12 protein-coding genes are annotated in these 11655 nt (G+C 58.1%); 5 read left to right on the top strand and 7 right to left on the bottom strand.

The features are described 5' to 3' along the window. Positions 1-45: 45 nt before the first annotated feature. From AC3WOS_RS11740 to AC3WOS_RS11730, 3 genes are all read left to right on the top strand, one after another. Entirely contained in the window at positions 46-1335 is a 1290-nt protein-coding gene (locus AC3WOS_RS11740; protein WP_492716128.1) for a 3-isopropylmalate dehydratase large subunit, read from the top strand. Beyond that, a complete protein-coding gene (locus AC3WOS_RS11735; protein ID WP_492716127.1) occupies positions 1332-1853 on the top strand; it encodes a LeuD/DmdB family oxidoreductase small subunit in 522 nt (173 codons plus the stop codon). Before AC3WOS_RS11740 ends, AC3WOS_RS11735 begins: the two co-directional genes overlap by 4 nt. 382 nt (positions 1854-2235) lie before the next feature. Further along, on the top strand, positions 2236-2442 hold the full coding sequence (locus AC3WOS_RS11730) for a hypothetical protein (RefSeq protein WP_492716126.1): 207 nt from the start codon (positions 2236-2238) through the stop codon (positions 2440-2442). 681 nt (positions 2443-3123) lie between these two features. Here the strand turns inward: AC3WOS_RS11730 and ribBA are convergent. Together ribBA and AC3WOS_RS11720 are read right to left on the bottom strand one after the other, a co-directional pair. Beyond that, positions 3124-4227, bottom strand: coding sequence for a bifunctional 3,4-dihydroxy-2-butanone-4-phosphate synthase/GTP cyclohydrolase II (ribBA, locus tag AC3WOS_RS11725; RefSeq protein WP_492716152.1), 1104 nt, complete (start codon positions 4225-4227; stop codon positions 3124-3126). 64 nt (positions 4228-4291) lie between these two features. Beyond that, positions 4292-4909: a nitroreductase family protein gene (locus tag AC3WOS_RS11720; RefSeq protein WP_492716124.1), complete on the bottom strand. Its 618-nt coding sequence runs from the start codon at positions 4907-4909 to the stop codon at positions 4292-4294. Positions 4910-5222: 313 nt separating this feature from the next. Between AC3WOS_RS11720 and AC3WOS_RS11715 the strand changes: the two genes are divergently transcribed. Beyond that, entirely contained in the window at positions 5223-6620 is a 1398-nt protein-coding gene (locus tag AC3WOS_RS11715) for an LLM class flavin-dependent oxidoreductase (protein ID WP_492716123.1), read from the top strand. Between the two features lie 65 nt (positions 6621-6685). Beyond that, the gene (locus tag AC3WOS_RS11710; protein WP_492716122.1) at positions 6686-7198 is read left to right on the top strand and encodes a cupin domain-containing protein; all 513 of its coding nucleotides are present in this window, start codon (positions 6686-6688) and stop codon (positions 7196-7198) included. A gap of 49 nt (positions 7199-7247) precedes the next feature. On the opposite strand, the gene AC3WOS_RS11705 is transcribed toward AC3WOS_RS11710, so the two are convergent. The 5 genes from AC3WOS_RS11705 to dmpG form a co-directional block, all read right to left on the bottom strand. Continuing rightward, positions 7248-8297: a helix-turn-helix transcriptional regulator gene (locus AC3WOS_RS11705; RefSeq protein ID WP_492716121.1), complete on the bottom strand. Its 1050-nt coding sequence runs from the start codon at positions 8295-8297 to the stop codon at positions 7248-7250. A 24-nt stretch (positions 8298-8321) separates the two neighbouring features. Next, positions 8322-8552 carry a hypothetical protein gene (locus AC3WOS_RS11700; protein WP_492716120.1) on the bottom strand — a complete coding sequence of 77 codons (231 nt, stop codon included), beginning with the start codon at positions 8550-8552 and terminating at the stop codon, positions 8322-8324. A 49-nt stretch (positions 8553-8601) separates the two neighbouring features. Beyond that, positions 8602-9342, bottom strand: a complete 741-nt coding sequence (locus AC3WOS_RS11695) for a beta-ketoacyl-ACP reductase (protein ID WP_492716119.1) — start codon at positions 9340-9342, stop codon at positions 8602-8604. Positions 9343-9575: 233 nt separating this feature from the next. Next, a complete protein-coding gene (locus AC3WOS_RS11690; protein ID WP_492716117.1) occupies positions 9576-10604 on the bottom strand; it encodes a 2Fe-2S iron-sulfur cluster-binding protein in 1029 nt (342 codons plus the stop codon). Further along, positions 10597-11646 (bottom strand): 4-hydroxy-2-oxovalerate aldolase, encoded by a 1050-nt coding sequence (gene dmpG, locus AC3WOS_RS11685; protein ID WP_492716115.1) that lies wholly within the window; start codon positions 11644-11646, stop codon positions 10597-10599. Before dmpG ends, AC3WOS_RS11690 begins: the two co-directional genes overlap by 8 nt. Positions 11647-11655 lie beyond the last annotated feature (9 nt).

Genomic DNA, 11655 nt, shown 5'->3' with positions numbered 1-11655 from the left:
GCGCGGCATTCGCCGAATAATCAAATGGATGACAGGAGCAGTAAAATGGGACAGACGATGGCGGCGAAAATTCTCGCCAAGGCAGCCGGAAAACCACGTGTGGACGTTGGTGAAGTAGTTCTGGCAAAGATTTCACTGATGACGTGTCTGGACGGGACAACGTTCATCGATTCATTTAACAAGCACGATCTCAAACTTTGGGATCCCACAAAAGTAATTTTCTGTTTTGACCATAACTTCCAGCCAGAATGGATGCCGCAGGTCGCCTGGAGAGAACATCCGAAAATCAGGAAATTCGCGAAACATCAGGGAATTCCTGACGAAAATGTGTATGACATCGGACGCAACGGCATCTCTCACCAAATTCCTGTCGAAGAAGGCTGGGCGCTGCCAGGCACGGTGTGCGTAGGCGCCGATACGCAGAGTTCCACCATGGGCGCGACGAACAGCTTTGCGCTGCCAGTCATGTATGGCGCCGATCCGCTCTTACTCACCGGCGACATTTGGATGATCGTTCCAGAATGTGTCCGCGTGAATCTGTCCGGCACCCTGCGCAAAGGCGTCAACGGTAAGGACATTGTCTATCGGCTTATCCAGGAACTAGGGGCCAGCGTCAATGGCCGGGTAATCGAGTTTTCCGGTCCGGGCGTGGCGGCACTACCAATGGATGTGCGGCTGGCGATTGCCAACGGCGCGGTGCAAATTGGTGCACTGACGATCATCTTCCCGGCCGACGAGACACTTGCCGCCTATCTCAAGGAGCGCGCAAGGCAGCCATTCGAGACGGTCGCGCCAGACCCCGACGCGGACTACGTGGCGACTTATGCCCTGGACCTGTCTGATATAAATTACTTGATCGCGGGACCACACGAGATCGGCCTCATCCGACCCATTGCCGAGTTGGAGGGATTGGAAGTGTCTGCCGCAAATATCGGCTCCTGCGCCAGCGGCAGGCTCTCAGACCTGGCCCTGGCGGCGGAAGTGCTGCGCGGGCGCAAGGTACACCCTGGTGTCCGCCTGGTAATCACGCCCATCTCAGCCGAGACATATCGCGAGGCGATGGCAGCCGGGATATTGCAGATTCTAGTCGATGCCGGTGGCACCATTACCCAGCCCGGCTGCGGTGGATGCTACAGCGGAAATTTATCGCCGCTTAAGCTCGGTGACGGCGAGCGCTGTATTTCCACATCGGTCGAAACCTTGCGGGGAAGAATGGGCAGTGCCGATGCCGAAATCTTGCTTGGCAATGCCGCCGTCGTCGCGGCATCGGCCATTGAAGGGAAGGTCGCCAATCCCGCCAAATACCTGTTAAAACCAACGGAGCTTGCATCATGATGTTACGCGGAAAAGTCTGGAAATTTGGCGACGAGATTGGCGCGACCGATTTGGTCTCCGCGCGCTATGACAAGGAAGGCATGGCTCGAAAATGGGACGAATGCGCCAAGCATGTGCTTGAAGATATCGACCCGGCGTTCGCCACATCCGTGCGCAAGGGCGACATTCTCCTGGCCGGTGAGAACTTCGGAACGGGGCATGCACACTACTACATGACAGCGATTATGGGATGTTCGGCAGCCGGCCTGGCGGCGCTGCTTGCAGAAAGCTTCAACGGACTCTTCCTTCGGGCGGCGATCGACGCTGGCGTTCCGGCCTGGTCTTTCAAGGGACTGTCATCGCTCGTCAATAGCGGCGAAAACCTGGAGCTGAACTTGCAAACGGGAGTCGCCCGGAATCTAACCACTGGCAAGACCAAACAATTCAATCCGGTTTCCGACATCGTGCTTGACATCCTGGGTGCTGGCGGCAGTCGCAACTGGGCACTACGCCGTGTCGGCGCTGAACACGCCATTTAGAGGCGATGACAGGCGCCGTGTGCACGGCGCCAAGTTGGCACCAGCCAAATCAAATTCACACAGGACAGAGAATCCGACCGCATCAAAAGTGCGGTCGGACGCATGGTCATGCCCTACCTCAGCGTCCCCGGCCACGCTAACGACATCAGCCTCAGCCATTCCGCGATATTGCGCTCCTGAGCTTGCTTTACGATCCATGCTCCCTTTGAATAAGCACTGCCCGCTTGACTAAAGTGGAATGTATTGAGCCAAGACCGTCCGTCCCGAGATAATGATTCCTCAAGAGATGCGTGCCGGGTTTGCTTTTCGAACACGAGCACCACCGATGAGGAACTGCGCGACGGCGCAGTTCCAGATTCCGTTAAAAATGGAGACAGACATCATGGCTAAAATCCGGAAGTTGAATATCGCAATATCAATAACAATCGTAACCATCTCTGCCGCTTGCGGCTATTACGTCAACAATGCCTATCCCGTGAATCAATTGGCTGCAGCGACGACTCCCGGTTCACATGAAGCGGAGCAGGAAGCAATGGCCAAAGCATTGGCGCAATCGGTAGACCTCGCGCGCATGTTCTCGACACGATAGCCCCCCGTCCGCGCAGGATCACCTGGCAGGCACCGGCCTGCCAGGCGGCTCGCACTCCTGGCACATTCTGCTTTGCATGCTCGGCCTGGCGCCTGTCGATGGGGCCCAATTTTTCCTAGTTGGGAATCGAATATTTTCCACCATGGTTCACGCGTTGGCCTCTTCCGCCCGGACAAGGCCAGCTTTAAGTTCTTCCTTAAACGATAAGCGTTGCTCGAATATTCAACGTTACCGCATGGCGCGGTAGCCAGTCGAGGCTGGCGGTGGCGATCACTGCTCTTACCGCCGCCGGGCGCCCCGACACGAGCGCGTTATCGCCGTGCCCGACGAATTGACTTACGGCGCGCGTTCCTTGAGCCTGGCCTGGTAAGGCCCCAGCAGCGCTGGCGCCGGTACGTGGCCCACCGGTGCTCGCGCAACCAGCGTCGTACCGTCTTGCGATCCCCAATGCGCACATGATCGCAGAAATCGACTGGCCCGCCGTAGCCATCCGGCTCATCTGTTCCAACGGTTCTTGTTGATCACATCCGCGTCAGTGGCAGAGGCGGATAGGTTGAGGCCGCTGGCGACAATTGGGATACCTGATATTGCTGCAATATTCCCTTCCATTTCAGCGATTCCTGAAAATTGGAAGGGGAAAATTCAATTCCCGCGAGTGGGGACAGACTATTGGCTTCTCGCTCACGCTGCCATGTCGAGCGAGAGGTAACCATTCACTTCGAGCCCAAAGCCGCTCACGCACGGCTGCTTAAGATGCGACGACATCAGCAACATCTTGCCGACACCGAGGTCGCGCAGAATCTGCGCGCCGATACCGTGGTGGCACGGGTCCCACGAAGCGGCGGGAGACCGCCCCGGAGCCGCAGCAGCCATCTTCACCAGCACTTCCTGTCCAATTTGCGGGCCGTGCAGCAACACCAGCACACCCAGTCCACGTTGAGCGATAGCCTTGAGCGCACGATCGATGCTGAAACTCGGATGCTGGCCGAAGCAATCGACGATGTCGAAGGCAGAGAAATTCTCCTGCACTCGCACCGGGGTCTCGATACTCGGGCTGATTTTGCCCTGCGACAGAGCAACATGCACCTGGCCGTTGGTCTTGTCGACATAAACGTGCAGTTGAAACTTCCCATGAGCGGTGCTGACCTCCCGCTGCGTCACGCATTCGACCAGCTTATCGTGATTGGCGCGAAAGTAGATCAGGTCGCGGATGGTGCCGACCTTGAGTCCATGTTCGCGCGCGAATTCGATCAGGTCGGGCAGGCGCGCCATGGTGCCGTCGTCCTTGAGGACTTCGCAGATCACGGCAGCCGGCTGCAGGCCCGCCAAATGCGCCAGATCGCAACCGGCTTCGGTATGGCCAGCCCGCACCAGTACGCCGCCATTCTGTGCTTGCAACGGGAAGATATGCCCCGGCTGCACCAAATCGCCGGGCATCGCATCGCGCGCTACGGCTGCCTGGACCGTGCGTGCGCGGTCATGCGCGGAGATCCCGGTCGTCACGCCCTTGGCAGCTTCAATCGACACAGTGAACGCGGTGCGATGTGGCGAACGGTTGTCGCTCACCATCGGCGACAGGTTGAGCCGGCGGCAGCGCTCCTGCGTCATCGTCAGGCAAATCAGTCCGCGGCCAAACCTGGCCATGAAGTTGATCGCTTCCGGTGTCACATAATCAGCCGCCAGCACCAGGTCGCCCTCGTTTTCGCGGTCTTCGTCATCGACCAGGATGACCATGCGGCCGGCACGGATGTCGGCAATGATTTCGTTTGTAGAATTAACTGACATAGAAGAATAAGAGAAATGATTGAAAGAAACATCGAACACGCCAGGACACTTCAAACGATGCCGATCACGCAAGCTCGATCACGTCATCAAGCGGCCGGCGTGGCTTCTGCCGCCAGTTGCCTTGCGCGGGATAACCTACGGTGACCAAGATCACCGGCACTTCGTTCTCGCTCAGACCAAACTCCCGCGCCACGCCAGAAGGATCAAAGCCGCTCATCGGTCCGGTGGACAAACCCTTGCCCTGAGCGGCAAACATCAGTGTCATCGCCGCCAGCGATGCGGAACGGACCGCCTCGTCACGCTGTAGCTGCGGCTTGTTGAGGTATGACAGGCGGGCACGACGCACCATGGCCTCTCGCACCGTTTGATTCATGAGGCCGGCGTCGACCGACGGTTGGAGTGCGTTTGATAGCTGCGCGTACGGGGTCAGTGTGCCGCAGACTATGACCGTGACGGCCGCATCGACTACTTTTTGCTGCCCGTAGGCGACTGTCTTCAATCGCGCCTTGGCCTCGGGCGTGCGCACGGCAATGAATTTCCAGTTCTGGAAGTTGTACGCAGAGGGCGCGCAGGTCGCCATGCGAACCAGATCGACGATCTCGTCGTCCGACAAGTGACGGCTCGTGTCGTAATAATTGGTCGAAACGCGCGATTCGATCAGGGTCTTGATGGTGTCATACATGGATGGTTTCAAATTTCATTTTTCGTTGAAATGGACCCGCGTTGGATCGCCAGCCAAGGCGGCCAATTCGCTCGCGTGCTTTGGTTTGTCTGGCCATTTGAGCGCACCTTAGCACATCATTTTTCGTAAAAACCATGATGTCGTTAACTCACACGCGATTGACGCGAAGTCTCATGGTCGGCTTGCACAAGCGCCCTTACAGTGTGTCCCATGCCCGGTAGCCTTAGGCAATCGGGCTGGCAAGGCCTTGTCAATCAGAACCTGCACAAGCAGGTAACTCCACCAAGAATTTACCGAGAAGGGCAAAAATCCAATGAGCAATCAACGCCTATCCAGCACTGCCGGCACGCGCAAGCGCCTGGTGTTCAATCTCTTCGCCATGGACACGCCATCGCACATCTTCCATGGGACATGGCGCCATCCCGCGTCGCGCTCGCTCGACTACAATAATCTCGATCTATGGGTCGAGATCGCGCAGCTCGCTGAACGCGGCAAGATGGATGCGATCTTCTTCGCCGACGTCTTCGGCATGTACGAAGGCTTCGGCGGGACGACCGACGGCATCATCAAGAACGCCGTACAGTTTCCAATCAGTGATCCGAGCATGCTGATCTCTGCGATGAGCCACGCGACGAAGGATCTGGGATTCATTTACACCAATTCCGTACTCCAGCAACATCCCTTCGCTTTCGCCCGCGCCATCTCCACCCTGGATCACTTGACCAAAGGGCGCGTCGGCTGGAACGTCGTCACCAGCATCTCGAAGAATGGCTCGCGCAGCATGGGGCTCGAGACGATCACCGATCATGACGAGCGCTACCGCTGGGCGGAAGAGTATTCCGAGGTGGCATACAAGCTTTGGGAAGGCTCCTGGGAAGATGGTGCGGTGATTCGCGACGTCAAGAGCGGTCTCTACGCCGATCCGCGCAAGGTGCACAAGATCAATCACGTCGGCAAACGCTACAGCGTCGAGGGCCCTCACTTGGTGGAGCCATCGCCACAGCGGACACCGGTGCTGTTCCAGGCCGGGGCATCCCCCGCCGGTGAAGCCTTCTCGGCACGCCACACGGAGGGGGCCTTCCTGATCTCAGGGTCGCCCCAAATCGCGGGAGCGAAGATCAACAGCGTCCTCGCCCAAGCGAAGGCCGCCGGGCGGCACGACGGCGATATCCTTTTTCTCGAAGGGATGTCGTTTGTCGTCGGCTCGACGATGGACGAGGCACTGCGCAAGCAGGCCGACTACGAGAGCTACATGATCCAGGAGGCGCAGATGATCATGACCAGCGGAGCGACCGGACTCGACCTCGCGCAGTACGCCGTGGACACCCCGCTGAAGGATCTGATCGACAAGGCGCCCGGCTTGCAGGGCGCGCTGACATTGGTGATCAACGCCGCGCCCAGGGGAACGACGGCGACCGTGGCCGATTTTCTGAAAGCATCAAGCCGGCGCTTCAGCGTGGTCGGCACGCCGGAGTCGATCGCCGACCGTATCGAGGAATACGCCGCCGTCGGCGTTGATGGTATCAACATCATGTACCAGATGCTGCCCGGCACGTACAAAGACTTCATCGAGCATGTGTCGCCGGTACTGCAACAGCGCGGCCTGATGCAACGCGAGTATGCGCCCGGAACGCTACGCGAGAAGCTGTATCCCGGCCGAGGCCCGCATCTGCCCGAACACCATCCGGCGCGCCAGTATCGCCGGAAGTAAAAAAATAACCTCCGGCCCTGCCGGAGGAATACATATAAACATCTTTTTTGGTCAGAAAACGAACCATGAGTATTATTGATCAGTTCGAAGTAGTTGTTGCCGCTATCGGCCCGGATAACAAACCAGCATTTATCGAGGCCGGCGCACCCAAAACCCTTCACGTCCCAGGCGCCCTGGAAGCCGCGTTCTTCTGGGAAACCAAGGGTGTCGCTCAGTTGTTCGGTGACATCGGCGGTACGCCGGAAACCGTTGCGACCATCCCGCTCCCCGGCGGCTCCAAGTTTGGAATCATATGCTTCCCGGCCCATTCAGCGGGCAAATTTGACATAGGTCATTCCACCGATGATGGCGTTGAAGCAGGCATCGGCGGCGACGCCGCGATGCACCAGACCAATTCGGTTGACTACGAAATTATTCTTTCCGGCAAAGTGGACATCGAACTTCCGGGTGGCCAGGTGCGCACGCTACAACGCGGCTCGCTGCTGGTCATGTGTGGCGTCCCGCACGCGTGGAAAAACCATTATGACGAGCCGTGCATCTATGCTGCCATCGTGCTCGGCGCGCACCCGGCAAAGTGAAAGCAGCTGAAGCCGTCTGGCGTGTCGCTATGCCAAACGGCAGCTGTGATCAGGCGGCGACCGCGCCCCTGGTCCGATCTGCGACGGCCGCCACGCGATATTCGGATGGCGCTGCGTTGCTCCAGCGCTTGAACGCCGAGCTGAAACTGGTCGCCTCCGTGTAACCCAAGCGCCATGCGATCTCAGAGATCGGCAGTGCGGTGCAGGTCAGCAGTGCCTTGGCCTCATCGAAGCGTGCCTGGTCGCGCAAATCCCGGAACCGCAGGTCCAGCTTATCGAGGCGGCGTTGCAAGGTGCGTACCGATGTATTGAGCAGGGCCGCCACTCCGTTCAGGTCGAGATGCGATTGTCCGGGCTTGCGCAGCAGCGAAACGATTTGTTCGATGAGGCCGCCGTCAATGCGCAGTTCCCTGAGCTGTGCCGAAGCCTGGCGCGCATATTCCTTGTAGAGCAGCTCGTTGCCCATCGAAAGTGGTTTGCACGACAGCGCGGGTGACCACACGATTTGTGTCACCGGCTGACGTAGACGGATCGGCGCCTGTATCGCGCTACGCAACTCGGCGGAGATGTCGTTGAGGGCCAGGTTCACTTCGGTCAGTGGGAACGGCCCCTGCCACAGGTAGTTCAGGGAGTTGATGGTGACCAACACATCCCGATAGATCGCAAACTCGGCCAGCTCGGCGGGGGAGCCTTGATAACAGACCGACAGACCGTTGAACTCACCTTCAGCGTTGCTCAATGAGTGGATCTCGGCGAAGGAGTAGTACAGGTCGACGTACTTCAGAATCTCCGGCCAGTGCGCCAATGTCGGCGCAGTCATCAAGGCCAAACCGCGTACGCCTAGGGCGGGGAAATTGTAGCGGTTAGCCGCCTTCACCCACAAGTCATGCCGTCCGGCCGTGAGTTCGGCAAAGCCTCGCTGAAAATCCAGTTCCTGCCTGGCGGTCACCATGGCGCCGTGCTGATTCGCAACCGCTTCTTCCAAGCCCGCCCGGGAAAAAGCCGGGCGCACATTCAGTCCCGCTTCAATCAGCACGTCCCGCAGTATTCGAATACTCAAATTCGGCAACATGACCTGATGAAAAGTGCTCTTTCGCATGGCGACTTCACTTTTCAGCGCTGTTCAAGCGAGCTCTTCAATGCGGACTCCGCCACGGTCCTGGCGACGATTCACCATCAGGAACCATGGCCATCCGCCACACAGCAGCGCATGCCAGCATGCCGCCCATTGCGCGGTTTCCAATGCGCCCGGAAACTGGCCGCAGGTTGTATGCGAGACATCGTCGTTGGATCCTAAGCCGGCGAATTGTTCGCGGTACTCGCACCAATCTAGTAAATCGATTTCACTAATCATTTCATGTCAACTTATAAGTGCTTCGGTCCCCGAAACTCGCGCAACGCCATTAGAGCGAAATGCCGCCGGACGCTTCAATCGCGGCGCCGTTGATGTAGCTGGCTTCATCGCTGGCGAGGAACGCATAAAGGCTGGCTATTTCATCGGGTCGTCCCAGCCGCCTCATCCATGTCGCCGATGTCATCTGCTCCAGCACCTTCTCTGGCATGGAATCGAGAATATCCGTCGCAATGAATCCGGGACATACCGAATTGACCCTGATCCCTTTTGGCCCCAGCTCACGCGCCCAGCTCTTGGTCATCCCGATGACCGCAAACTTCGCTGCCGCGTAATTGGTCTGTCCAAAATTTCCGTACAGTCCCACGACACTGGATGCGTTGACAATGGCGCCGCTGCCGCGCGCGACCATGCTCTCGGCCACCGCCTGTGTACAGTTAAAAACGCCTTTCAAGTTCACATCGATAACAGCGTCAAATTGAGCCTCAGTCATTTTCAACAGGCGCGCATCCCTGGTGATGCCGGCATTATTAATCAGCGAGTCGATATGACCATGGTCCCGTATTACGGCGCGCACCATTTCATCAATTTGCGCGCGCGACGATACGTCGACGACATAAGACTCCGCACGGCCGCCGCACCGGCTAATTTCAGTCGTCGCCGCCAGCAGCCCTTCCCTGTCCACATCGCACAGTATGACAACCGCCCCTTCCTGGGCAAACTTGCCGGCCGTCGCCAAACCTATACCGTTACCGGCGCCAGTGATGATGGACACCTTGTCTTGCAGCTTCATAAAATTTCCTTCAACTTTACACTGAACGACTCTGCCTACATTCTAAGCGCCGTACCAGGTTTCATAACTGTGTAGACGCCATCAATACAGCACAACACTTATTGAAAGAGAGTGCCGGGCCGACGCGGCGCCTGCTTTGGAATGATGCGGTTTGTGAGGTGACTGCCGGCGAGCGTTTCCACGTCCGGGAAACGGCGGGGGAAGATGCTGACAGCGCGCTGCGGCCGATCGGGCTACGACGGTATTTCTATCGACACGGCCTCACCCTGCTGAATTGCCTGGCACGCGAGCACCCAGCCATCCGCGGTTTCCCTCGAATCTAGCACAAGATTTTTTAACATTTCGACCCGCCCGCCAATGACGCGGCACATGCACGTACTGCATCCGCCCACCCGGCAGGAAAACGGCGCATCAAGCCCTGCGGCGAGCATGACGTCAAGCAGCTTCGCGTCGGCGGGCCAGTCCAGATTATGGACAGCCCCATCGATACTGATGGTGAGCGGCACCGCGACGTCATTCGCTGATTCGAATTGCACCGCTACTTCGTCCTCGTCTGGAAGCGACACAAAGCGCTCGGCATGAATCTGTGACCGCGGCACGTTCAGCTTCTCGAGCATTACCGTTACGCCATCCATAAACGGCTGCGGACCGCACATAAACGCTTCTGCCGACGTCCAGTCGCGAATCAGCGGCTTAAGCCTGGCACCAGTGGGAATGCCCTGCAGCGATTCGAGCCAGTGAATCACCGTCAAGCGCCCCTCGTGGTCCTGCACCAATTGCTTCAGTACGTCCTTGAAAATGACAGATTGCTCGTCACGGTTCGCGTAAATGATCAGTACCTTTCCCTGGCCGCGCCGGAGCGCCGATTTGGCGATCGAGAGTATGGGCGTGATGCCGCTGCCACCGGCAAACAGCAAGAAGTCACCCTCGAAAGACTTCGGCACGAACAGCCCGCCAGGCGGCATTGAATCAAGCGTATCGCCAGCACGCAGGTTGGAACACAAATCATTTGATACCCTGCCCTCAGCAACCCTCTTCACCGTAATGACTGGCCTTGCATCGACATCCGGGGAGCTCGACAGCGAGTAGCAGCGACGGACAAGTTTGCCCCCTATCGCCCGGCGGATCGTAAGAAACTGCCCGGGTTGATAGCCAAAATAGTCCCGTACGGATTGAGGAACGTCCAGCACAATCGACACTGCGGCGTCGGTCTCATGTACGACCTCCAGCACGCGCAGTGGCGCAAACTCATGGCTACGCATGACCACTCCCATGGCTTGCCGTTTCACGCTGGCGGGCCATCGTCAGCGCCGCGTCTTCGATCATGTCTTCCTGGCCGCCAACCATGCCGCGCCGGCCAAGCTCAATCAGCAACTCGCGCGCTGGGATTCCATATTTCTTCTCCGCGCGCTTGGCAAACAGCAGGAACGAGGAGTAGACGCCGGCATAACCAAGAGTCAGCGCGTCACGATCGATTCTGATCGGGTGATCCATGATGGGAAACACCAGGTCTTCCGCCACGTCCTGGATCTTCATTACGTCAACCCCGGTCTCGATCCCCATCAATGAGCAGACCGCAATGAACACCTCCATGGGCGTATTACCAGCACCGGCGCCCAGACCGGCTGCCGCGGCATCGATGCGCGTGGCACCGGCTTCGATGGCGGCGATCGAGTTGGCCACGCCCATCGCCAAGTTATGGTGCCCGTGGAAGCCCAGTTCCGTTTTCGTATCAAGTGCTTGCCTGACCGCCCCTAGCTTTTCCCTGATGTCTTCAGGCAACATATGGCCAGCGGAATCCGTGATGTAAATACAGTTGGCGCCATAGCTTTCCATCAGCTTGGCCTGGCTCACCAACCCGTTAGCGCTGTTCATGTGGCTCATCATGAGGAAGCCAACCGTATCCATTCCCAGCTGTCTCGCCATGGAGATATGCTGCTCTGAAACGTCCGCCTCTGTGCAATGGGTAGCAACACGGATCGTGTTGACACCCAGGTCCTTAGCCATCCGCAGGTGGTCGACCGTGCCGATGCCTGGCAGCAGCAGTGCGGAAACCTTCGCCTGTTGCATCAATGGAATCACCGCACTCAGATATTCTTCGTCCGTATGCGCAGGGAAGCCGTAATTGACCGACGATCCGCCCAGTCCATCGCCATGCGTCACTTCGATCAGCGGAACGCCCGCCGAGTCCAGTCCTTGCGCGATGCTGGTCATTTCCGCCAGCGTCATCAAGTGGCGTTTCGGATGCATGCCGTCCCGCAAGGTCATGTCATGCACCGTGATCTTCTTTCCTTTGAGATTCATAGTCAGTCC

This window comes from Rugamonas sp. FW305-51, from assembly GCF_058786935.1.
The sequence above is the reverse complement of the archived record's forward strand: the minus strand, read 5'-3'. Positions and strand labels throughout refer to the sequence as shown.

Bases quoted from the DNA above. Each gene is read 5' to 3' on its own strand.
- AC3WOS_RS11740 (WP_492716128.1), top strand. From the start codon at position 46: ATGGGACAGACGATGGCGGCGAAAATTCTCGCCAAGGCAGCCGGAAAA.
- AC3WOS_RS11735 (WP_492716127.1), top strand. From the start codon at position 1,332: ATGATGTTACGCGGAAAAGTCTGGAAATTTGGCGACGAGATTGGCGCG.
- AC3WOS_RS11730 (WP_492716126.1), top strand. From the start codon at position 2,236: ATGGCTAAAATCCGGAAGTTGAATATCGCAATATCAATAACAATCGTA.
- ribBA (WP_492716152.1), bottom strand. From the start codon at position 4,227: ATGTCAGTTAATTCTACAAACGAAATCATTGCCGACATCCGTGCCGGC.
- AC3WOS_RS11720 (WP_492716124.1), bottom strand. From the start codon at position 4,909: ATGTATGACACCATCAAGACCCTGATCGAATCGCGCGTTTCGACCAAT.
- AC3WOS_RS11715 (WP_492716123.1), top strand. From the start codon at position 5,223: ATGAGCAATCAACGCCTATCCAGCACTGCCGGCACGCGCAAGCGCCTG.
- AC3WOS_RS11710 (WP_492716122.1), top strand. From the start codon at position 6,686: ATGAGTATTATTGATCAGTTCGAAGTAGTTGTTGCCGCTATCGGCCCG.
- AC3WOS_RS11705 (WP_492716121.1), bottom strand. From the start codon at position 8,297: ATGCGAAAGAGCACTTTTCATCAGGTCATGTTGCCGAATTTGAGTATT.
- AC3WOS_RS11700 (WP_492716120.1), bottom strand. From the start codon at position 8,552: ATGATTAGTGAAATCGATTTACTAGATTGGTGCGAGTACCGCGAACAA.
- AC3WOS_RS11695 (WP_492716119.1), bottom strand. From the start codon at position 9,342: ATGAAGCTGCAAGACAAGGTGTCCATCATCACTGGCGCCGGTAACGGT.
- AC3WOS_RS11690 (WP_492716117.1), bottom strand. From the start codon at position 10,604: ATGCGTAGCCATGAGTTTGCGCCACTGCGCGTGCTGGAGGTCGTACAT.
- dmpG (WP_492716115.1), bottom strand. From the start codon at position 11,646: ATGAATCTCAAAGGAAAGAAGATCACGGTGCATGACATGACCTTGCGG.